This window comes from Mesorhizobium sp. P171375 (assembly GCF_057786075.1).
The window spans coordinates 567,939-589,267 of the sequence record NZ_JBYNWF010000001.1 but is presented as its reverse complement, the minus strand read 5'-3'; the positions used below and the strand labels follow the sequence as shown (position 1 = coordinate 589,267).

The window sequence follows — 21,329 nt, the reverse complement described above, 5'->3', positions numbered from 1 at the left end:
AAGGAATGGGAAAAATTCCGCTGGTGGAGCTGAGGAGGATCGAACTCCTGACCTCGTCATTGCGAACGACGCGCTCTCCCAGCTGAGCTACAGCCCCGTCCAGCGGATGGCGCATTTATCGAAGGCTGCGGTTTCCTGTCAAGGCGGGGGTTTGCCGAAATCCCTTGTCGCCATGCCGCGTCGGCGCTGTGCAAAGGCTGCCCTTGCCGGTTTCGTGCGCAATGGCTACATGTCGGCAACAATTGGAGACCGGCATGCTCGCCCTCATTCAAACAATCGTCATGGCGCTCGACCTCTACTGGTGGGTCATCATCGCCTCAGCGATCTTTTCCTGGCTTTATGCCTTCAACGTCGTCAACTCGCGCAATCAGTTCGTCGGCAGCATCGGCAACATGCTCTACCGGCTGACCGAGCCGGCGCTGCGGCCGATCCGTCGATTCATGCCCGACCTTGGCGGTGTCGACATCTCGCCGATCATCCTGCTTTTGCTCCTGTTCTTCCTCAGGCAGCTCATTCTCACCACGATAGCGCCGCTGGTCCTGTGAGGCCGAAGATCGCTTGAGCGCGCCTTTTCGTACCCGCGAGAATGGCATCGACCTGTTCGTCCGGCTGACGCCGAAGTCTTCCGCGGACAGGCTTGAAGGCGTCGAAATATCGGCGGACGGGCGAAGCTATTTGAAGGCGCGCGTGCGCGCCGTGCCGGAGAATGGTGCGGCCAACGCCGCGCTGGAGCGGCTGATTGGTAAGGCGCTCGATGTGCCTGCATCGACCGTGTCGGTTGTCGGTGGAGGTACTTCACGGCTGAAGACACTGCGTGTCGCGGGTGATCCGGCTGTGCTGGCGCTGCGCGTTGAAACGCTCAGCGGCTGATCGAAGATCCAGCATTGCGGCATGTACACCCTTGATCTGTCGGCGGGACAGCGCCCCCCTCTGTCCTGCCGAACATCTTCCCCACGAGAGGGGAGATTGGCAGCTTCCGCGTCGCTCTCAATCCCCCAGCGGCAGCTTCGGATCGTCGACCTTCAGCGTGTTCACGCTTTGCTTGATGCGGCGCAGGTTTTCGAGAACCCTGGGTCCGCGCGTCTCGGCGACCGAAGTGACGATCATGTCGACGATCGACAGCAGTGCATAGCGCGACGAGGTCGGCTTGTAGATGTTGCCGTCTTCCAGCGATTGGAACTGGATGACCGTGTCGGCGGCTTTGGCGAGTGCTGAGTCCGGCGGGGTGATGGCGATGGTGGTGGCGCCATATTGCTGGGCAACCTGGACCGCATCGATGACCGAGCGCGCATAGCCGGACACCGAAAAGGCGATCAGCGTCGTCTCTGATGTGGCGACCGCGGCATACATGCGCTGCAATTGCCCGTCGATCTGCGCCAGCACCGGCACGCCCAGCCGAAATAGCCGGTTCTGCATCTCGGTCGCCATCATCGAGGAAATGCCGCCGGAGCCGATGCACAGCACATTGCCTGAATTGACGATGCGCGCGGCGACGCCCACCAGCGTCTTCATGTCGAGGTTTTCGCTGGCACGCTGGATGGCGGCAATTGCCGCTTCGGTGATGGCTGAGGCGATGCGCTGCTCGCGCGCATCGCGGCTGAGCGGCTCGGGCGACAGATACTGGCCGCCAATGGCGATGGCCTGCGCCAGATAGAATTTAAAGTCGCGCAAGCCCTCGCAGCCGAGATTGCGGCAGAAGCGGGTGACCGTCGGCTCGCTGACGCCGACTCGCGCGGCGATCTCGGAGATCGCAGCCTTGGAGGCGAAATCGAGATCGGTCAGCACGAGGCCGGCCAGCCGGCGGTCCGATTTGGTACCATCCTGCAACATCAGCTGCAGGCGCGTGATGATGTCGGCCGGCGTTTTCATTTCTGGGTTGTCGTCTTCATCCCTGGATTTTCGTTTTCATACCGGCGCTTTCATAGCGGCAGGCCTGTCGCCTTGTCGAACAGATGGATGTTGCCCGGCGCGACGGAGACCGGCAGCATTTCACCCGGCTTGACCTGTATCCGGTCGCGGAACACGGCACGGACCGTATCGGCACCGATGGCGCCATAGACATGGGTTTCCGAGCCGGTCGGCTCGACGACATCGACCTTGATCGCCATCGCGTCGACAGCCTCGCCGATGACGAAGTGTTCGGGCCTTATGCCGGCCTCGACCGTGCTGCCCGCCGGCACCGTCTTGCCGCCGAGCGCCAGCCGCCCACCGCCGGCCGACTCGAACCAGGTCTTCTCTGGCGTGGTCTTCAGCGCGCCGGACACGAAGCTCATCGACGGTGAGCCGATGAAAGAGGCGACGAATTTGTTGGCGGGACGGTCGTAAAGCTCCAGCGGCGCGCCGACCTGCTGGATCTCGCCGCGGTCCATCACCACGATGCGGTCGGCCATGGTCATGGCCTCGATCTGGTCGTGGGTGACATAGACAATGGTCGATTTCAGCCGCTGGTGCAGCGCCTTGATCTCGGTGCGCATCTGGACACGCAATTGTGCGTCGAGGTTGGACAGCGGTTCGTCGAACAGGAATACCGAAGGTTCGCGCACGATGGCGCGGCCCATGGCGACGCGCTGGCGCTGGCCGCCCGACAGCTCCCGGGGGTAGCGGTCGAGATAGGAGAACAGGTTGAGGATGCCCGACGCCTTCTTGACCTTCTCAACGATGGCAGGGCGTGCCTCGCCGCGAATCTTTGGACCGAAGCCGATATTGTCTGCCGCCTTCAGGTGCGGGAACAGCGCATAGGACTGGAACACCATCGCGATATTGCGCTGCTGCGGCGGCAAATCGTTGGCGCGCACGCCGCCGATCAGCAGATCGCCTGAGGTGATCGGCTCCAGTCCCGCCAGCATGCGCAGCAAGGTCGACTTGCCGCAGCCGGACGGGCCGACCAGCACGACGAACTCGCCACTTTTGATATCGAGGCTGATGTTCTCGAGGATCTTGTGTCGCCCGAAGGATTTCGACAGGTCGCGGAACTCGACATCGGTCATGGTCAGGCTCCCAATATGTCGTCGATGAAGGGCAAGAAGCCGGCGGTCAGTCCAGCGTCCACCGGCACCACCGCCCCCGTTATGCCCGATGCGCGCTCCGAGGCAAGGAAGGCCACCGCTTCGGCCACTTCCGTGGCATCGACGATGCGGCCGAGCGGATAGAGCCGCTGCAGCTTGCCGAGAATATCCGGGTTCTTGGCCAGGCGATGGTCCCAGGCGGCGGTGCGGATCGAACCGGGGCAGACGACATTGGCGCGCAGGCCGCTGCGGCCGAGCTCAACGGCGATCGATTTCGCATAGGCGTTGATGCCGGCCTTGGCCGCGGCATAGGCCGGGTTGCCGAAATGGGAAATCGCATTAACCGAGGAGATGAAAACCACGTTGCCCGAACCACGCGCGGCCATCGCCTTGATCAGCGGATCGGCGAACAGCATCACCCCGGTCAGATTGAGGTCGAGTTCATGCTCGATCTTGTCGGGGGTCAGCGCGGCAAGCGTCTCGGCGCGCGTCCAGCCGGCATTGTTGATCAGTATGTCGGGAACGCCGTCTTTCTCGAGGATCGCTGGTATCGCCGCTTCGATGGAAGCTCGGTCGAGCAGGTCGAAGACGTAGCGCGATGTCAGATGGGCGCCGCCGAGTTGGTCCGCCGATTGGTCGCAGCCGACGACCCGTGCGCCGCGCTCCGCCAGCAGCGCCACGATGGCCGAGCCGAGGCCCCCGCCGGCGCCGGTGACCAGCACAGTCTTACCTGCAAATTCGGCCTTTGAAACCACCCTGCGCGTCTCCCTGGGTCTACGATAGTCGCAAAACGCTATTTTAAGAAATGTAATTAAGCAACAGAATAATCCGCTTGCGCAGCGCGAAATGATGGATAATGTAGGAAAGTCACATAAAACCGAGGCCGCCTGAAAGCCGCAAGTGCGCAGGCGCCAATCAATGGGAGAGATCATATGACGCTTGCGAAATGGACCATGGGCCTGATGGCCGGAATGAGCATGCTGGCGATGACGGCGCAGGCGGACGCCGGCGACGTGCGCGTCACCGTCGCCGAATACAGCGCCAAGACCGGGCCGTATTTCGAAGCGGTGAAGAAGGAATTCGAAGCCGCCAATCCCGGCATCACCGTCAAGTTCGAAGTGGTGCCATGGGAAGTGCTGCTGCAGAAGCTGACCACCGACATCACCGCCGGCACCAATGCGGACCTGTCGATCATCGGCACGCGTTGGCTGATCGACTTCGTCCAGCAGGATGTCGCCGAGTCGCTCGACAGCTACATCACGCCCGACTTCAAGGGCCGCTTCATCGACACCTTCCTGTCGCCGTCGATCATGGACGGCAAGACCTACGGCCTGCCGATCGCGGCTTCGGCGCGCGCCTTGTACTACAACAAGGAATTGTTCGAGAAGGCCGGCATCGCCAACCCGCCGGCGACCTGGACCGAGCTGCAGGAAGACGCACGCAAGATCAAGGCGCTGGGCACCGGTACCTTCGGCTTCGGCCTGCAGGGCAAGGAAATCGAGACCGACGTCTATTACTACTATGCGATGTGGTCACAGGGCACCGAGATCCTCAACAAGGACGGCACGTCCGGCCTCGGCACGCCGGGTGCGCTCGAAGCCGCCAAGCTTTACAAGTCGATGATCGACGAGGGGCTGACCGAACCTGGCGTCACCTCCAACAATCGCGAGGACGTGCAGAACCTGTTCAAGCAGGGCAAGGTCGGCATGATGATCACCGCACCCTTCCTGTCCAACCAGATCAAGGACGAGGCGCCGAACCTGAAATATGGCGTGGCTGCCATTCCGGCCGGTCCGACCGGCGCGCGCGGCACATACGGCGTTACCGATTCCATCATCATGTTCAAGAATTCCAAGAACAAGGACGAGGCCTGGAAGCTGCTGGATTTCCTGTTCACCACCGAACAGCGCGCCAAGTTCACGCAAGGGGAAGGCTTCCTGCCGGTGAACAAGGAAGAGGCCAAGATGGACTATTACGTTAACAATGCCGATCTGGCCGCCTTCACCGCACTTCTGCCCGACGCCCGTTTCGCGCCGGTCATCCCGGGCTGGGAAGAAGTCGCCCAGATTACCTCGGATGCCATGCAGAAAATCTATCTCGGCGGCGACCCCGAGGCAGGCCTGAAGGAAGCGGCTGATAAGGCCAACGCGGTGCTGAAGAAATAGGGCGTATCTCCCTGCGCGCCCCTAGAGATCGGGGCGCGCCACTACTTTCAGTCTTCAGCAGAAAGACAGATTCGTTGATGTCAGTGCTGCCCCTCATTGCCCTGCCGGGCATTTCTCCCCGTATAGTGACGGGGAGAAAGGGGCCGGCCGCAGCCTTGGCGCTATTCCTGAAACGCCGAAGATTGGCGAAACCGTCGATGACTGCGCCCCTCTCCCCGTCCCTATACGGGGAGAGGATGCCGGCAGGCAGGTGAGGGGCAGCGCAAACGTCTGCAGGGAACTCAAATCCTGAAGCGCTGCTCTAGCACGATATGCAAGATTGATCCGAGCTGGGATGCCAGCGCCACTGATGTCCAACACGGTACAAAACCGGCCGATGCAAAATCGCTTCCTGCCCTATATGCTGACCTTGCCCAGCCTGCTGCTGGCGTCTGTGGTCATCTTCTGGCCGGTCTGGGACCTGATCCAGATTTCGACGCATGATGTCAGCCGCTTCGGCCAGCTGCGCGACTTCAACAATTTCGCCAACTATTCAGCCTTCCTCGCCGATCCCGACTTCCTGGCAGCACTCTGGCGCACCGGCCTGTGGACTGTGCTGGTGGTCGGCGGCGCGCTGCTTTTGTCGGTGCCGGTTGCGATGATCCTCAACACTGATTTCTATGGGCGCGGCATTGCCCGCGTCATCATCATGCTGCCCTGGGCGGTGTCACTGACGATGACAGCGGTGGTCTGGCGCTGGGCACTCAACGGCGAAAGCGGCATGCTGAACTCGGCGCTGATCGGGCTCGGCCTGATCCATGAAAACATCCAATGGCTGGCGCGCGCCGAGACGGCCTTCCCGATGCAGGTGCTGATCGGCATATTGGTGACGGTGCCGTTCACGACGACGATCTTCCTCGGCGGCCTGTCGTCAATCCCCGACGATCTCTACGAGGCGGCGGCGCTGGAGGGTGCCACGCCGCTGCAGCAATTTCGCGAGATCACCTTTCCGCTCTTAAAACCGTTCATCAACATCGCCATCGTGCTCAACACCATCTACGTCTTCAACTCGTTCCCAATCATCTGGGTGATGACGCAGGGCGGGCCGGCCAATTCCACCGACATATTGGTCACCCATCTCTACAAACTGGCTTTCCGCATCGGCAAGCTGGGAGAAGCGTCGGCGGTGTCGCTGCTGATGTTCGCCATCCTTTTGATCTTCACCATGATCTATGTGCGCCTCGCCATGCGGGAGCAACGGACATGACGCCCAAGCTGAAGCGCACGATCATCGCCTGGCTGCTGCTTTCGCCGCTGCTCGTGGTGACGATCTTTCCGTTTGCCGTGATGTTCCTGACCGCGGTCAAACCGAGGCAGGAAGTGTTGTCGCCGACCTGGTGGCCGAGCGAATTCCGCTGGTCGAATTTCGCCGACATGTGGGTGGCGACGGGCTTCGGCCAGGCACTGGCCAATTCGCTCTATGTCTCTGTCATTGCCACGGCCGGCGCCATCCTGATCTCGGTGCCGGCCGCTTACGCCATGTCACGGTTTCGCTTTGCCGGCTATGGCGCCTTCCGACAGTTCCTGCTGATCTCGCAGATGATCTCGCCGATCGTGCTGGTGCTCGGCCTGTTCCGGCTGATGGCAGCCTGGGGGCTGATCGAATCAACGACCGCGCTCGGCGTCATCTATATGGCCTTCAACGTCGCCTTCACCGTGTGGATGCTGCAGAGCTATTTCGACACCATTCCGCGCGATCTCGAGGAAGCCGCCTGGATGGAAGGCGCCGGCCGCTGGCTGACACTGCGTAAAGTGTTCCTGCCGCTGTGCCTGCCGGCGATCGCGGTCACCGCCATCTTCACCTTCATCAATGCCTGGAACGAGTTCGTCGTCGCACTCACCATGCTGCGCAGCCAGGAAAGCTACACGCTGCCAATCCAGGTGTTCTCGCTGGTCGCCGGCCGCTACACGATCGAATGGCACCATGTGATGGCGGCGACGCTGCTGGCGACCCTGCCGGTGGCGATCCTGTTCATCTGGCTGCAGCGCTATCTCGTCAGAGGGCTGGCGCTCGGGGCGGTCAAATAGCCTGACATCACGGAGCTTCCATGCGTATCTTCACCGCCTCGCTGGCGACGGAAACCAACACCTTCTCGCCGGTGCCGACCGACCGGGCCTCCTTCGAGATGGCGTTCTATGCCGGTCCGGGGAAGCATCCGGACACGCCGACCTTGTGCTCCTCGCCGATGGTCGCGCTGCGCCGGCGCGCGGTCACCGAAGGGCTGACCGTCATCGAAGGCACCGCCACCTGGGCGGAGCCGGGTGGGCTGGTGCAGCGGCAGACTTATGAAGCGCTGCGCGACGAGATTCTCGGCCAACTCCAGGCAGCGCTGCCGGTCGATGCCGTCATTCTGGGCCTCCACGGCGCCATGGTGGCGCAAGGCTATGACGATTGCGAAGGCGACCTGCTCGAGCGGGTTCGCGCCATGGTCGGGCCGGATGTGGTGGTCGCGGTGGAGCTCGACCCGCACAGCCATCTGACGCCGAAGCGCGTAGCAGCCGCCAACGTCATGGCCTATTTCCTCGAATTCCCGCACACCGATTTCTACGAGCGCGGCGAGCATGTGGTCGAGCTTGGCCTGGCTGCCGCGCGTGGAGAAATCAGGCCTGTGATCTCGACCTTCGACTGCCGCATGATCCAGGTGCTGCCGACCAGCCGTGAGCCGATGCGCTCCTTCGTCGACCGCATCAAGGCGCTGCATGGCAAGGACGGCGTGCTGTCGGTCTCGGTCATCCACGGCTTCATGGCGGCCGACGTGCCGGAGATGGGCACGCGCATCCTCGTCGTCACCGACAATGACAAGGCCAAAGGCGATGCACTGGCGGAGAAGCTCGGGCGTGAGCTCTATGCCATGCGCGAAAAGACGGCGATGACGATGCTGAACATCGAAGACGGCATCGCGCGGGCGTTGGCCGTGCGCGCGGACAATCCGAACAAACCGGTGGTTATCGCCGACATCTGGGACAATCCCGGCGGCGGCGTCGCCGGCGATGGCACCGTCGTGCTGCGCACCTTGCTGGAGCGCGGCGTCGACAAAATTGGTGTGGCGACGATCTGGGACCCGATTGCCGTCACCTTTTGCCAGGCGGCGGGTGAAGGCGCGGTCATCGATCTTCGCTTCGGCGGCAAGGCCGGCGCGCTGGCCGGCGAACCGATCGATGCGAAGGTGCGGGTGCTGAAGGCGGTTTCGGAGGGATGGCAAAGCTTCGGGCCAAGCCGGGTGACGCTCGGGCCGACGGCGCTGGTGCGCATCGAAGGCACCGAAATCGACATCATCCTCAACACCAACCGCACGCAGACCTTCGAGCCGGATATTTTCTCCAACATCGGCGTCGATCCGATGAGCAAGGATATCTTGCTGATCAAGTCGACCAACCATTTCTACGCCGGCTTCGAACCGATCGCGGCGGAGATTATTTATCTGTCGGCGCCGAGCTCGTACCCGAGCAATCCGGCGAAGACGAAGTATACGAAGCTGACGCGGCCGGTGTGGCCTAGGGTGGCGGATCCGTGGAAACTGTAATCTCCCCCTTGTGGGGGAGATGCCCGGCAGGGCAGAGGGGGGCGCGAAGGATCGCGACGCTTCCTCGTCATAGGACACGCAAAGACAAGTCGGCCAGCGCTTCCCGTTCACTGAAAGGTCGGCGGGACAGCGCCCCCCTCTGGCTTGCCAGCCATCTCCCCCACGAGGGGGGAGATTAGCTAATCACACCAACCCTCTTTTCACCATCATCGCCTCCGGCGACGGCATCTTGCCACGAAACGCCGTGTAGAGCTCCTCCGGGTCCTTCGAGCCACCGGCGGCGTAGATGTTCTTGCGCAGCCGTTCGGCCAGCGCCGGGTTGAACGGATCGCCGGTTTCCTCGAAGGCGGCGAAGGCATCTGCATCGAGCACTTCCGACCACATGTAGGAATAGTAGCCGGCTGAATAACCGTCGCCTGAGAAGACATGGCCGAAATGCGGGGTGCGGTGGCGCATGGCGATGGTGTCAGGCATGTGCAGCTTCTCCAGCGTTTCGGCCTCGAATTGAAGCGGCTGGTCCGGCGCATCCGAGCGCGCGTGATAGGCCATGTCGATCAGCGCCGACGCCGTGAACTCGACCGTGGCGAAGCCGGCGCCGAAGGTGCGGGCGGCCAGCATCTTGTCGAGCAGCGCCTTCGGCATCGGCTTGCCGGTTTTCACATGCAGCGCATGCTTTTCCAGCACCGCCGGCACCGTCAGCCAATGCTCGTAGAGCTGCGAGGGCAGTTCGACGAAATCGCGGCTGACCGAGGTGCCCGCCACGGACGGCCAGGTGACGTCGGTCAGCATGCCATGCAGGGCATGGCCGAACTCATGAAACAGCGTCTTGGCCTCATCGACCGACAGCAGGGCTGTTTCACCTGCCGGCGGCTTGGCGAAGTTCATGATGTTGTAGATGACCGGCTTGGAGCCATCGCCAAGCTTATAGCCGGACTTCAGTGCGCTCATCCAGGCGCCGGAACGCTTGGAGGATCGGGCGAAATAGTCGGCAAGAAACAGGCCGCGTTCGCTGCCATCGGCGTTCTTCACCACAAAGGTGCGTGCGTCGGGATGCCAGGTGGCAATGCCCTTCTTCTCCTCGAAGGTGATGCCGAACAGTTTGGTGGCAACGTCGAAGCAGGCGTCGATGACGCGGTCGAGCTGCAGGTATGGCTTCAGCTCCGCCTCGTCGAAGGCGAATTTCTCCGTGCGCAACTTCTCCTGGTAGAAGCGCCAGTCCCAAGCGGCAAATTTCTCGTTGCTGCCGGCCTCGTTCGCCAGCCGCTCCAGCTCCTTCTGGTCGGCCGCCGCTTTCTCCAGCGCCTTTTCCCAGACCGGATCGAGCAAATCGTGCACCGCCTTTGGCGTCTTGGCCATGGTGTCGTCGAGCTTCAGCGCGGCGAAAGAGCCATAGCCGAGCAGCTTGGCCTTTTCGGCGCGCAATTTCAGCATGTCGCGCACCACTGACGTGTTGTCGCTGGCGCCGCCGTTCTGGCCGCGCATGGTGAAGGCGCGGAAGGCGGTCTCGCGCAGGTCGCGGCGCTCGGAGAAGGTGGTGAACGGTTCGTAGATCGAGCGCGATAAAGTAACGGCGTAGCGGCCCTTCTGGCCGCGCGTCTCGGCGGCTTCGGCCATCGAGCTCTTCACGAAGTCCGGCAGGCCGGCAAGATCTGCCTCATCGAGGAACAGCGCCCAGTCGCGCTCGTCGGCCAGCACGTTCTGGCCAAAAGTGGTGCCAAGCGAGGACAGTTCCTCGCTGATGTTGGCCAACCGCTTCTTGCCGTCGGCGTCGAGCTTGGCGCCGGAGCGGACAAAGCCTTTCCAGGTCTTTTCCAGCACGCGCAGCGTCTCGGCGTCCAGTTTGAGCGTTTCGCGGCGCTGGTAGAGATCGTCGATGCGGGCAAACAGTTTCTCGTTCATCGAGATCGCCGAGAAATGCCTCGACATCTTTGGCGAGATCACGCGCTCCAGCGCCTGGATCGCGTCGTTGGTGTGGGCGCCGGCCCGGCACCAGAAGATCGACGAGACATGATCGAGCGGCTCGCCAGCAAGCTCAAGTGCTGCCAGCGTGTTGTCGATGGTCGGCGCATCCTTGTTGCCGGCAATGGCATCGATCTCGGCCTCATGCGCCTTCAGCGCTGCGTCGAACACTGCGGAGAAATCGCCGTCGCCGATGCTGGCGAAATCCGGCAGGCCGAGCGGCCCCTGCCATTTGGTCAGCGGATGGGCGGCGAGGTCGACGGTTTTCGTGGACGGCATGGGGACCTTTCGATGATTGGCGGGGCTTGCTGACCGATGTAGGGCGATGCCTGGCGCGGCGCAACAGCGTGGCTGTTCAAGCTGGCGTCAGAAGCCGTCGCAATTTTCCGCGATCGCCGCTTGCGAAGTGGCGGTGATGCGGTTGCCGGTGACGGCAAACGTCTCCTGCATCAGCATGTCATTGTTGGGAAAATCGTAGCAGGCGATGACCGTGGTGACGCCGGCCTCGCTCTTTTCGATGCGATGCCGGATCGCGGCGCTGGCGACCGCACCCTTCCATTCGTCGATTGAAGCGATGAATTCCTGTTTCGACTGCACGACGCCGAGATCGTCGAGCTTGATGCGGACATCGTCGGCGAGCAGCTCCGATAGTCCGGTGCGGTCGGCGACCAGCAGCGCCGAATACCAGCGGGCGATGATGGCGCCGTCATCGGCGCGGGCAGGGGTGAGCGTCAGCGTCAGTACTGCCACGACGAAAGGGGCCGCACGCCAATCCCGCATTTCTCGCCTCCTACGTCAAATCGGGCCGCTCGAAGTCGCCGGTGTCCTTGTTCATCACCCAGAGTTCGCCGGTCGAAATGTCGAACCAGGCGCCGTGCAGCGCCAGCCGCCCCTTGCCTTCGAGGATCGAGACGCAAGGGAAAGTCCTCAGATTGGCAATCGAATAGCGGATGGAAATGCGCTCGAGCGCCGTCTGCCGTTCGGTCGCCGTCATGAAGGTGCTGGACGACACGGTCTCGGCCGCCGGCGCGATCAGGCTCATCCATTTGCCGATAAAGTCGCCGGGCGACAGCGGCGCCGAATTGGGATCGAGCGCGGCGCGGATGCCGCCGCAGCGGCCATGGCCCATCACCACGATGTTTTTCACCTTCAGGCTCTGCACGGCGAATTCGAGCGCGGCGGAAGTCGAGTGGAACTCACCATCCGGCGCATAGGGGGGCACCAGATTGCCGACATTGCGCAACACGAAGAGTTCGCCGGGGCCGGCGTCGAAGATCGCTTCGGGGGCGGCGCGGGAATCGCAGCAGGCGACGATCATGGTTTCGGGCGACTGCCCCTCGCGGGCGAGCTCACGATAGCGTCCGCTCTCGGTGAGATAGCGGCCGTTCATGAAGTTGCGATAGCCGTTGAGAAGGTGTTCGGGGAGGTGGGGCATGGGCGGAGGACGGAGCCTTTCCGGGTTGGAGACGGCAGCTCGTTTTCAGTTGAGAAAGCCTCTAACGGCAAATGCCCGTCGCGGGCAATGCCGAATTGCGGATGACTCCGTCGCAAATCGCCATGCGGCACGCATGGGTCGCGGCCTGCCTTACGCCCAAATGGCGACGGGAATGCCGAAACGGTCGGCAAGTGGTGGGTCGGGAAACGGTCTTGCTTCGCCGCAGGCGAGGCGTCCGGCAATCAGCATCATCACTGCCGCGTCGAGGAAATCGTCGGCGGCAGCCCCTGTCGGCGGCTTCTGATCGAGAAAGGCTCTGACATAGCCGTGTCGGCACAGCAGCGCCTTGCGCTCTTCCATGCCGGCCGGGTTGACGGCGCCCTTGATCTTCTTCGGCAGCGTCATCGCCTTTTCACTGTTCAGCCGGCAGAAGGCGACTTCCGGATGCGATTCGTAGACGCGGGTGCGCAGCTCGGGGCGCGCAATCAGCAGCGCGTCGATCTCGCGGATCTTGGCAAAGATGCCGAAAGCCTGGATCGAGACGCCGCGCGGCGGATCGGAGGTCGTCTTGGCCACGTCGCTGGCGCGGCGATGCGCTTCATACCAGGCCTCAACCGTGGTGAAGTCGCTGATGTCGGCGTAAAGGGCAGCGCGGGAAGGGATAGAGAAGTCGCTGGACTGGCGCTGCCCGAGCAGCGACCGCACCAGTGCTTCCGGTCCGCGCCCGCCTCTTTGCGAGAAGTCAGGCAGGCCGATCGGCATATCGACAGCCACGATCGCATCGGTCGGCAAGGCGTCGAGCAGTTCTGCGAAGCTTGGAAAGACAGAGACTGACGGTGCGGCATCCAGATCGCGGCGGACGGCGATCCAGCCGGCCTTGCAGCCGTCGACGCCGACGAGCACACCGGATGTCACGCCCGGCGGTCCCGCCCTGGGTGTGTGAGATGGCGCAGTTGCACCATCGCCATCGGGTGCGACAGGCTTTGCGCATCGGTTTCGAGCTGCAGTTCGTCGCCGCCGCGCTTGGCTGTGCGCGCCAGGATCTCGTAGACCGCCGCCGTGGTCGACTGCAGCGCCTTGATCGGCGGCTGTCCCGACAGGATGCGGGCGAGGTAGACGGCAGCCGTGAGGTCACCCAGCCCATTCGGCGGCTTGTCGATGAGGCGGTGTTCGGCCAGCAGCGCCTGGCTGCCGTCGAGCAGCAGATTGCCGGTGCCGCCGGTCATCATCGACGGCGCCGACGTCACCAGCATGGTGCGTGGTCCGGCATGAAGGGCAGCTGCAATGACCGATTTCAGATCGGGCAAGGGCGCGCCGGCCATCCACTCCAGCTCGAAGCGGTTGGGGGTGGCGATATCCGCGATCGGCATCAACCGGTCGCGCATGGCGGCGGCCGTCGGCTCGGGTACGTAGAGCCCGCCGGAATCGCCCATCACCGGGTCACATATATAGACCGCGTCCGGCGTCTTCGCCTTGACCGCAGCAACCAGCGAAGCGACGGCCTCGGCCTGGCCGGCCTCGCCGAGATAGCCCGACAGCACGGCGCCGACCTCGCCCAGCCAGGGCGCGCGCTCGAGATCGGCCATCAGCGCCTTGAACTGGTCGAGCGGCGGCACGATGCGCGTGGCCCGCCCATGGCCGGGATGCCAGGGCAGGATGACCGTCGGCACCGCCCACACCGGGAAGCCCAGCGTTTCCAGCGCAAACACGGCGGCGCGGTTGCCGACCGAGCCGCGGGCGACATGGCTGGAAATGACGATGACCGCGCGCGGCGCGTCGGCTTTTTCGCTGTTCATGAAATTCCTAAATCGGGATGACGTTTCGTTGAATCGTCATCCCGATCTATCTCTTTTTTGGAGCATGATCTTTTCCGAAAACCGGTTCCCACTTTTCGGGATCATGCTCTAGCTGCCCCGGGAGACGAAATACACCAGCCAGATCAAAAGGCCGAGGGCGACGATGAGCCCAAGCGTTCGGCCAATGCGGGTGCCCCAGACCTCGATCGGATCGGAGCGGTCGGCCTCGGCGGCGGTGACGTGATCGCGCGCGCCTTTCGCGGCACGCGCGATGAACGACGTCCCGCCCGGGCCGCTCTCGTTTGCCACGCGCTCGATAATGCGGCGCGATTCGCTGTCATCGTCTTGGCGTTGCGCCATGATCCTGTCCTGTTTGCCGGCGACCTTATCGTGTTCGCGCGGTCAATCACAGGGCCTCGCGAGCGCATGCGTGCGCGCCAGCCGCAGACATTTTCTTGAGCGCAGATTGTGCTAATGCTTCCCATGCAACTTCTATCGAGGGACCACACCATGTTTGCCCAGCGTCTTGCCTTCCCCTTCCGCAGCCTGCCGGCCGTGCTGATGATGGCCATTGTGCTGCCGCTGCTTGCCGGCTGCGGCTACAACACCATCCCGACGGCGGAGGAAAATGCCAAGGCAGCCTGGAGCGAGGTGCTGAACCAGTATCAACGCCGTTCCGACCTGATCCCGAACCTGGTCGAGACGGTCAAGGGCTATGCGGCGCATGAGAAGGACACGCTCGACGCGGTGGTCGAAGCGCGCGCCAAGGCGACGCAGATCACGGTGACGCCGGAAACGCTGAAGGATCCCGAAGCCCTCAAGAAGTTCCAGGATGCCCAGGCAGGGCTAACCAGTGCGCTGTCGCGGCTGATCGCGGTGTCCGAGGCCTATCCCGATCTCAAGGCCAATCAGAATTTCCTGGCGCTGCAGGCGCAGCTCGAAGGCACAGAGAACCGCATTGCAGTGGCGCGGCGCGACTACATCCTGGCGGTCAAGGACTACAATCTGACACTGAGGACCTTCCCCTCGGTGCTGTGGGCAACCTTCTGGTTCCGCAGCAACGAGCCGTTCGCCAACTTCACCGTCGAAGAAGACAAGATGCAGCCCCCGAAGGTCGATTTCGGCACGAAGCAGGGCGGGTAAGCGATCGGTTGGCAAGCTTGGTCATTTTCGGCCTTGTATTCCTTCACACCCCCCTCTGTCCTGCCGGACATCTCCCCCGCAAGGGGGGAGATTGGCAGCTTCGTGGCCGGACATCTCTTTCAAACGGTGAAAATTGGCGAAAGCACAGATGACGTCCGATCTCCCCCCTTGCGGGGGAGATGGCCGGCAGGCCAGAGGGGGGTGGGACGGAACGCCTACCTAGCCTTCCTTGGCATACTTCTCTGCTTCCTCTTCCCCCTCAAAGCCTTCGCCGCCGATCTCCCCGCGCTGACCGGCCGTGTCGTCGACAATGCCGGCATCATCGATGCCGCGACCGAGGCGGCGCTCACCCAAAAACTCGCCGACTTCGAGACAAAAGGCTCCGATCAGATCGTCGTCGCCACCATCCCCAGCCTCGACGGGGAGGAGATCGAGCCTTACGCCAACCGGCTGTTCCGCTTCTGGAAACTCGGCCAGGCCAAGGAGAACAACGGCGTGCTGCTTGTGGTGGCGCCGAACGACCGCAAGATGCGCATTGAGGTTGGTTATGGACTGGAAGGCACGCTCACCGACCTGCACACCAGGCTGATCATCGAAAACGACATGGTGCCGGCGTTTCGCGCCGGCGATTTCTCCGGCGGGATTTCCAAAGCCGTCGACGACATGGTGATGGTGCTGGAAGGCAATCCGGAAGAACTGGAGGCGCGCGGAAAGCGCAATGAGCAACCGCCCATCGACATGGACAATCTGTTCTTCACCGTCTTCATAACCATCTGGGCGATCATCTTCTTCGGCAGTATGGCGGCCTCCATCCTGCCGCCGATCTTCGGCAAGAAACTCGGCCCCGGCCGCTATCGCTGGCTGGGCATGACATTCGAGCCGCACAAGCGGTCATCCAGCAGCGGCTGGTCTTCGGGCAGTTCGGGCGGCGGCTGGTCGTCGGGTTCAAGCGGTGGTGGCGGCTTTTCAGGCGGTGGCGGTTCGTCCGGCGGCGGCGGCTCCTCGGGAAGCTGGTGACGAGATGACCACACGCATCATCAGTTCTTGGCATGGCCGTCTCGTCGCAATGACCGGCGCTGCCTTGCTGGGCTTGGCGGTGTTGCTCGTCGGCTTCGCAGCGCTGGCGGCGGAGTTGCCCGTACTCACCGGTCGTGTCGTCGACAATGCCGACATCATCGACGCCGCGACCGAGGCGGCGCTGACGCAGAAGCTGGCGGATTTCGAGACCAAAGGCTCCGACCAGATCGTCGTCGCCACGATCAACAGCCTCGACGGCGAGGAGATCGAACCTTACGCCAACCGGCTGTTCAACTTCTGGCAGCTCGGCCAGGCGGGCAAGAACAATGGCGTGCTTCTGCTCGTGGCCAGGAACGATCGCAAGATGCGCATCGAGGTCGGCTATGGGCTGGAGGGCGCGCTGACCAATTCGCACGCCACACGGATCATTGAAAACGACATGGTGCCGGCCTTCCGCGCCGGCGATTTCTCCGGTGGCCTTTCCAAGGCCGTCGACGACATCATCAAGGTGCTCGAGGACAGTCATGGCGCTTGAGGGCAATCCGGAAGCGTTGGAGGCGGTGTCGATATGATGATGCCCATCATCAGCCTCTCCAGGCGTTTCACCGCCGGTGCGTTGTTTGCCCTGGCGGTGTTGATCTTCGGCTTTACCGCCATGGCGGCGGAGTTGCCCGCGCTCACCGGTCGCGTCGTCGACGATGCCGGTATCATCGACCCCGCGACCGAGGCGGCGCTGACCCAGAAACTGGCCGACTTCGAGACAAAGGGCTCCGACCAGATCGTCGTGGCAACGATCAACAGTCTCGACGGAGAGGAGATCGAGCCCTACGCCAACCGGCTGTTCCGCTTCTGGAAGCTCGGCCAGGCCGGCGAGAACAATGGCGTGCTTTTGCTGGTGGCGCCGAACGACCACAAGATGCGCATCGAGGTCGGTTATGGGCTGGAAGGCACGCTGACCGATCTGCACACAAAACTGATCATCGAAAACGATATGGTGCCGGCTTTCCGTGCCGGCGATTTCTCCGGCGGCATTTCCAAAGCCGTCGACGACATGGTCATGGTGCTGGAAGGCAATCCCGAAGAGCTGGAGGCGCGCGGCAAACGCAATCCGGCCGACAACAGCACGCCCATCGATCCTATCGTCGCGATCTTCCTGATCCTGTGGGCGACGATGTTCTTCGGCGGCCTGGCGATGGCCTTCCTGCCGCCGATCTTCGGCACCAAGCTGTCGCCGGGCGTGTATAAGTGGCTGGGCATGACTTTTCGCTATGGCCAGGGACCGAGGGGATCGTCTTCGGGTTCAAGCAGCTGGACAACGAGTTCGTCGTCGGGCTGGTCCTCGGGCAGTGGATGGTCGTCAGGAAGTTCGGGCAGCAGCTGGTCGTCGGGCTCAAGCAGCGGCGGTGGGTTTTCAGGTGGCGGCGGTTCGTCCGGCGGTGGCGGGTCTTCAGGGAGCTGGTGAGAGACATGGCAACACGACCGATCAGCCCGCAGGACCATCAGCGCATCGCCACCGCGATCCGTGCCGCCGAATCGAAAACCGACGGCGAGATCTACTGCGTCGTCGCGCATGCCAGCGACAGCTATTTCTTTCCGGCCGCCTTCATGGCGACATCCGGCATGCTGATCGTCAGTCTCGCCGTCGCCTATGGGCTGGAAGCCTGGTGGCTGTCGATCCGGCTGCCGCATTTCGTCATTGTACAGCTGCTGGCGCTGGCCTCGGTGCTAGTGCTGTTGTGGGCGCTGCCCGCTTTGCGCATCCATCTGGTGCCGCGCCGGCAGCGTTATCAGGCGGCACATGACAATGCGCTCAGGCAGTTCCTCGCCCGCAATGTCCATCGCACCACGGCGCGCACCGGCGTGCTGGTCTTCGTGTCGATCGCCGAACGCTATGCCGAAGTGGTCGCCGACTCGGGCATCAACAGCAAGGTCGGCCAGCATGTCTGGGACGGCGTCATCCGCGACCTTACGCAGCATGCCGGCGACGACCGGCTCGCCGACGGCTTCGTCAAGGCGATCGGGCAGGTCGGCGCGGTGCTGGCCGAGCATTTCCCGGTGACGTCAGGCGACGCAAATGAGCTGGACGATCATCTCGTCGAGATATGAAAAGCCAGCGAACGCACCTCAGCCGCACGCCTGACCGCCTCGGCTGAGCGCGTTTTTCAGGCAGGCTTTGCCCGATGTCACCAGTGTCGTGGTCGGCTGTGAGAAAGCGGTTGGCGAGTTGGCCTCGACTCTTGCAAATGGCCGATGCGGGTTTATGGTTAACAAATCATGAATACGCTGAGCATCGACATCAGGAAGGCAGAACCACGCGACGCTGGCGCCATCGCCGACGTGCATCAGCAGGCTTGGGAGGGCGCCTATTCCGGCATCATCCCGCATCGCTCGCTGACCTCGATGATCAACCGTCGCGGCGCCGACTGGTGGGCGAACGCGATTCGCCGTGCCGCCAGCGTGCTGGTGGTCGAGATCGGCGGCACCATTGCCGGCTATGCCACGATCGGCAAGAACCGCGCGCGCGAACTTCGGCAGCAGGGCGAGATATACGAGCTTTATTTGCGTCCGGAGTATCAGGGCATCGGGCTCGGCAGCCGGCTGTTCAAGGCGGCGCGGGCACGGCTTGCCGACCACGGTCTGAAAGGCATGGTGGTGTGGGCGCTGGAAGACAACCAGAACGCGCTCGCCTTCTATGCCGGCGCCGGCGGCCGCGATGTTGCCGAGGGCGTCGAGATTTTCGAGCAGAAGGCGCTGAAGAAGGTCGCCTTCGTCTGGGAATAGCAGGCGCCGCCTCGGTTACAGCCCATTCACAAACTGTGCGCTTCCATGAGCGCTGCGTACCAATCGCCGCATTGCGCGGCTGCGCTTCGCCCGCTATCGATCTTGGAAATCGAGAGAGGGATTGAGCCATGCGCATTGAAGCCATTGCCAGCGGAAAGAATCCGCCTGACGACGTCAACGTCATCATCGAGGTGCCGATCGGCGGCGAGCCGATCAAATACGAGATGGACAAGGAGGCCGGCACACTGTTCGTCGACCGCTTCCTGCACACCTCGATGCGCTACCCCGGCAATTACGGCTTCGTGCCGCACACGCTTTCGGGCGATGGCGACCCGATCGACGTTCTGGTCTGCAACACGCGCGCGCTGGTGCCGGGCTGCGTCATCAATGTGCGGCCGATCGGCGTCTTGATCATGGAAGACAATGCCGGCCAGGACGAGAAGATCATCGCCGTGCCCTCACCAAAGCTGACGCTGCGCTACGAAAACGTCACCGAATACACGCAGCTACCCGAGATCACCCGTGACCAGGTGCAGCACTTCTTCGAGCACTACAAGGATCTCGAACCCGGCAAATGGGTCAAGATCGAAGGCTGGCACGATTCCAAATACGCCAAGAAGATGATTATCGACGCGATCGCGCGGGCGAAGGCGGCGAAGTAGGCGGCGACGCTTGGGGGTGCGAGCGGCCGCTAAGCACGGCGCCGCCCCTCATCCGCCTGCCGGCACCTTCTCCCCGTGTAGTGACGGGGAGAAGGGAGTAGCCCTGTCCTCGGCTTCTCATTCTGCAACGTGTGAGTTGGCGAAAGCTGCGATGACAGCGTCTTTCTCCCCGTCACTATACGGGGAGAAATGTCCGGCAGGACAATGAGGGGCAGCACGAACCGACGACACTGCATAAGGGGCGTTCCAACGCGAACGGCCCTTAGTTATCCACCCTACCAAACGCCGGCACATCGCCAATGACGGTGTGCTTGTCCTTGCCGCAGGCGAAACTCTTCGCTTTCTCATCCGCCAGTTTGCGCGCCTGATCGTTGGCTTGCGGGTTGCCGGTGGCGAGCACAAGGCCGATGGTGCAGCCATCGCGGGCTTCCATCTGGGCGACCTTGGCGACGAGCAGCACTTCGGTCGGCTTGTTCTCGTCCTCGGGGTTGCCGATCGAGCGGCGGTGGATGACGGCGAAGGGAACGGCGACGTCCCCCTTGCTCTCGATGCGCCATTCGATCTTGGCGCCGGACGAGTTGAAGCCGGAAAAGCTCTCCCAGACCGAGGTCATGTCGCCGCCGGGCGGAAATCCGTAAAACAGCGATTCACGCGCATCGTCATAGGCGATCAGCACGGGATAGCCGCGATAGCCGGCGCAGGCGAGTTCAGCCCAGTCGCCGTCGCCTTCCTCCGCCTGCGCATAGGTCACGCAATCCTTTTGCGAGTCGAGATCGGTGTAGGCGCTGGATATGCCGTCGGAATGGGCTGCCTGGCAGAGGGCGGCAAGGGCAAAGGGGACAAGCAGCAGGGTGCGCATGTGGACGTCTCCCGTGGAGTTCGTTCCAGCCTATCGTCAAATTTTCGACAGGCCTAGCGTGCGCTATCAGCGGTTGGCGCCGCCCCTCATTGCCCTGCCGGGCATTTCTCCCCGTGAACGGGGAGAAAGAGGCTGGCCGCGCCCCAGCGATACTCTTGCAACGTTGGTGATTGGCGAAATCGGTGATGGGAGCGCCCCTCGCCCCGTTTACGGGGAGAGGATGCCGGCAGGCAGGTGAGGGGCGGCGCCAACGCTCGAAAATGTTATTTCTTCAAGCTGGCTTCGATCAGCAGGTCGGCGTTGCGCGCCACCGATGCCGCCGGGCCGCCAAGGCCGAACAGCTGGCCGCTGATATAGGCGCCCTCGATCAGAAGCAGCAGGCCGTCGCCCAGCGTGTCAGGGTCTTGTGCACCCATTGCTGCCGCCATTTCGCGCAAGCGGCGGCGTAGTTCCTGCTTGTTGGCTTCGCTGACGACGCGTGCCGGATGGCCGTGTTCCGGGTATTCCACCGCCGCGTTGGTCATGCCGCAGCCGCGATAGTCCGGTCTTTGCGTACGCTTGCCGACGCGGGTCAGGAAGGCGCTGATCTGCGCGCGCGGGTTGCCGGGATGAGCGGCCACGGCTTCGTCGAAACGCTCCCAATATTCACGGTCATATTGCCGCAGATAGGAGGCGGCGAGCTCGTCCTTGGAGGGAAAGCTGCGGTAGAGGCTGGGCTTGGTCACGCCGGCGCGCTTGACGATTTCGTCGACGCCGATCGCCCTGATGCCGCGCCGGTAAAACAGGTCGTAGGCGACGTCGAGGATCTTCTTGGCAGCCTTGGGCGGCGCCGCTGCATGACCGTCGTTGATGGTCAGTTCAATATTTTTGTCCGTTGGCATCATATGACTCGATTGACAATGTTACCGATCGGTACATATACCTGCCTCCACCCTGCAACGTAC

At 62.8% G+C, this 21,329-nt stretch carries 23 protein-coding genes, 1 tRNA gene and 1 pseudogene; 13 read left to right on the top strand and 12 right to left on the bottom strand.

The window, feature by feature from the left end; all coding sequences use genetic code 11:
- Nucleotides 1-21: 21 nt before the first annotated feature.
- Nucleotides 22-97 (bottom strand) — tRNA-Ala (locus tag ACYHH6_RS02930).
- 157 nt (nucleotides 98-254) lie between these two features.
- Here ACYHH6_RS02930 and ACYHH6_RS02925 point away from each other — a divergent pair.
- Both ACYHH6_RS02925 and ACYHH6_RS02920 read left to right on the top strand, forming a co-directional pair.
- Entirely contained in the window at nucleotides 255-545 is a 291-nt protein-coding gene (locus tag ACYHH6_RS02925; protein ID WP_023668602.1) for a YggT family protein, read from the top strand.
- Nucleotides 546-558: 13 nt separating this feature from the next.
- Nucleotides 559-870, top strand: coding sequence for a DUF167 family protein (locus tag ACYHH6_RS02920; RefSeq protein WP_142869063.1), 312 nt, complete (start codon nucleotides 559-561; stop codon nucleotides 868-870).
- 117 nt (nucleotides 871-987) lie between these two features.
- Here ACYHH6_RS02920 and ACYHH6_RS02915 read toward each other — a convergent pair whose 3' ends face one another.
- From ACYHH6_RS02915 to ACYHH6_RS02905, 3 genes are read right to left on the bottom strand one after another with little or no spacing between them, the layout of a single operon-like run.
- Nucleotides 988-1,869: a MurR/RpiR family transcriptional regulator gene (locus ACYHH6_RS02915; protein ID WP_112561284.1), complete on the bottom strand. Its 882-nt coding sequence runs from the start codon at nucleotides 1,867-1,869 to the stop codon at nucleotides 988-990.
- Between the two features lie 50 nt (nucleotides 1,870-1,919).
- A complete protein-coding gene (locus ACYHH6_RS02910) occupies nucleotides 1,920-2,987 on the bottom strand; it encodes an ABC transporter ATP-binding protein (RefSeq protein ID WP_352586549.1) in 1,068 nt (355 codons plus the stop codon).
- Between the two features lie 2 nt (nucleotides 2,988-2,989).
- Entirely contained in the window at nucleotides 2,990-3,760 is a 771-nt protein-coding gene (locus ACYHH6_RS02905) for an SDR family oxidoreductase (RefSeq protein WP_352586550.1), read from the bottom strand.
- A 177-nt stretch (nucleotides 3,761-3,937) separates the two neighbouring features.
- Between ACYHH6_RS02905 and ACYHH6_RS02900 the strand changes: the two genes are divergently transcribed.
- The 4 genes from ACYHH6_RS02900 (at nucleotide 3,938) to ACYHH6_RS02885 (ending at nucleotide 8,733) form a co-directional block, all read left to right on the top strand.
- Nucleotides 3,938-5,170, top strand: a complete 1,233-nt coding sequence (locus tag ACYHH6_RS02900; protein ID WP_352586551.1) for an ABC transporter substrate-binding protein — start codon at nucleotides 3,938-3,940, stop codon at nucleotides 5,168-5,170.
- 376 nt (nucleotides 5,171-5,546) lie between these two features.
- Nucleotides 5,547-6,416 carry a carbohydrate ABC transporter permease gene (locus tag ACYHH6_RS02895; protein ID WP_352586634.1) on the top strand — a complete coding sequence of 290 codons (870 nt, stop codon included), beginning with the start codon at nucleotides 5,547-5,549 and terminating at the stop codon, nucleotides 6,414-6,416.
- Nucleotides 6,413-7,237 carry a carbohydrate ABC transporter permease gene (locus tag ACYHH6_RS02890; protein ID WP_112561290.1) on the top strand — a complete coding sequence of 275 codons (825 nt, stop codon included), beginning with the start codon at nucleotides 6,413-6,415 and terminating at the stop codon, nucleotides 7,235-7,237. Before ACYHH6_RS02895 ends, ACYHH6_RS02890 begins: the two co-directional genes overlap by 4 nt.
- Nucleotides 7,238-7,257: 20 nt before the next feature.
- Nucleotides 7,258-8,733 (top strand): M81 family metallopeptidase, encoded by a 1,476-nt coding sequence (locus tag ACYHH6_RS02885; protein ID WP_352586552.1) that lies wholly within the window; start codon nucleotides 7,258-7,260, stop codon nucleotides 8,731-8,733.
- Between the two features lie 183 nt (nucleotides 8,734-8,916).
- On the opposite strand, the gene ACYHH6_RS02880 is transcribed toward ACYHH6_RS02885, so the two are convergent.
- The 6 genes from ACYHH6_RS02880 to ACYHH6_RS02855 all read right to left on the bottom strand — a co-directional run bounded on the left by ACYHH6_RS02880 (nucleotide 8,917) and on the right by ACYHH6_RS02855 (nucleotide 14,283).
- Complete coding sequence (locus ACYHH6_RS02880; protein WP_352586553.1) at nucleotides 8,917-10,971, bottom strand: M3 family metallopeptidase; 2,055 nt, start codon at nucleotides 10,969-10,971, stop codon at nucleotides 8,917-8,919.
- Between the two features lie 87 nt (nucleotides 10,972-11,058).
- A complete protein-coding gene (locus ACYHH6_RS02875) occupies nucleotides 11,059-11,472 on the bottom strand; it encodes a nuclear transport factor 2 family protein (RefSeq protein WP_352586554.1) in 414 nt (137 codons plus the stop codon).
- Between the two features lie 10 nt (nucleotides 11,473-11,482).
- Nucleotides 11,483-12,127, bottom strand: coding sequence for a carbonic anhydrase (locus ACYHH6_RS02870; protein WP_112561294.1), 645 nt, complete (start codon nucleotides 12,125-12,127; stop codon nucleotides 11,483-11,485).
- A 150-nt stretch (nucleotides 12,128-12,277) separates the two neighbouring features.
- Complete coding sequence (locus ACYHH6_RS02865) at nucleotides 12,278-13,042, bottom strand: DUF429 domain-containing protein (RefSeq protein ID WP_352586555.1); 765 nt, start codon at nucleotides 13,040-13,042, stop codon at nucleotides 12,278-12,280.
- Nucleotides 13,039-13,923, bottom strand: a complete 885-nt coding sequence (gene pdxY, locus ACYHH6_RS02860) for a pyridoxal kinase PdxY (protein WP_203280705.1) — start codon at nucleotides 13,921-13,923, stop codon at nucleotides 13,039-13,041. Before pdxY ends, ACYHH6_RS02865 begins: the two co-directional genes overlap by 4 nt.
- A gap of 108 nt (nucleotides 13,924-14,031) precedes the next feature.
- Nucleotides 14,032-14,283, bottom strand: a complete 252-nt coding sequence (locus ACYHH6_RS02855; RefSeq protein ID WP_203280706.1) for a hypothetical protein — start codon at nucleotides 14,281-14,283, stop codon at nucleotides 14,032-14,034.
- A gap of 150 nt (nucleotides 14,284-14,433) precedes the next feature.
- Here ACYHH6_RS02855 and ACYHH6_RS02850 point away from each other — a divergent pair, with 150 nt between their 5' ends.
- The 7 genes and pseudogenes from ACYHH6_RS02850 to ppa all read left to right on the top strand — a co-directional run bounded on the left by ACYHH6_RS02850 (nucleotide 14,434) and on the right by ppa (nucleotide 19,526).
- Nucleotides 14,434-15,066 (top strand): LemA family protein, encoded by a 633-nt coding sequence (locus ACYHH6_RS02850; protein WP_112561319.1) that lies wholly within the window; start codon nucleotides 14,434-14,436, stop codon nucleotides 15,064-15,066.
- A 201-nt stretch (nucleotides 15,067-15,267) separates the two neighbouring features.
- A complete protein-coding gene (locus tag ACYHH6_RS02845) occupies nucleotides 15,268-16,083 on the top strand; it encodes a TPM domain-containing protein (RefSeq protein ID WP_352586556.1) in 816 nt (271 codons plus the stop codon).
- A 49-nt stretch (nucleotides 16,084-16,132) separates the two neighbouring features.
- A pseudogene (locus tag ACYHH6_RS02840) lies at nucleotides 16,133-16,600 on the top strand (TPM domain-containing protein); the annotation flags it as partial.
- 51 nt (nucleotides 16,601-16,651) lie between these two features.
- A complete protein-coding gene (locus ACYHH6_RS02835; RefSeq protein WP_352586558.1) occupies nucleotides 16,652-17,545 on the top strand; it encodes a TPM domain-containing protein in 894 nt (297 codons plus the stop codon).
- A gap of 5 nt (nucleotides 17,546-17,550) precedes the next feature.
- Entirely contained in the window at nucleotides 17,551-18,189 is a 639-nt protein-coding gene (locus ACYHH6_RS02830; protein WP_352586559.1) for a TPM domain-containing protein, read from the top strand.
- A 168-nt stretch (nucleotides 18,190-18,357) separates the two neighbouring features.
- Complete coding sequence (locus ACYHH6_RS02825; RefSeq protein ID WP_352586560.1) at nucleotides 18,358-18,864, top strand: GNAT family N-acetyltransferase; 507 nt, start codon at nucleotides 18,358-18,360, stop codon at nucleotides 18,862-18,864.
- A 128-nt stretch (nucleotides 18,865-18,992) separates the two neighbouring features.
- Nucleotides 18,993-19,526 carry an inorganic diphosphatase gene (gene ppa / locus ACYHH6_RS02820; protein WP_192254916.1) on the top strand — a complete coding sequence of 178 codons (534 nt, stop codon included), beginning with the start codon at nucleotides 18,993-18,995 and terminating at the stop codon, nucleotides 19,524-19,526.
- Between the two features lie 262 nt (nucleotides 19,527-19,788).
- Here the strand turns inward: ppa and ACYHH6_RS02815 are convergent, their stop codons facing one another.
- A complete protein-coding gene (locus ACYHH6_RS02815) occupies nucleotides 19,789-20,385 on the bottom strand; it encodes a hypothetical protein (protein WP_352586561.1) in 597 nt (198 codons plus the stop codon).
- A 263-nt stretch (nucleotides 20,386-20,648) separates the two neighbouring features.
- Entirely contained in the window at nucleotides 20,649-21,266 is a 618-nt protein-coding gene (locus tag ACYHH6_RS02810) for a TetR/AcrR family transcriptional regulator (RefSeq protein ID WP_352586562.1), read from the bottom strand.
- Nucleotides 21,267-21,329 lie beyond the last annotated feature (63 nt).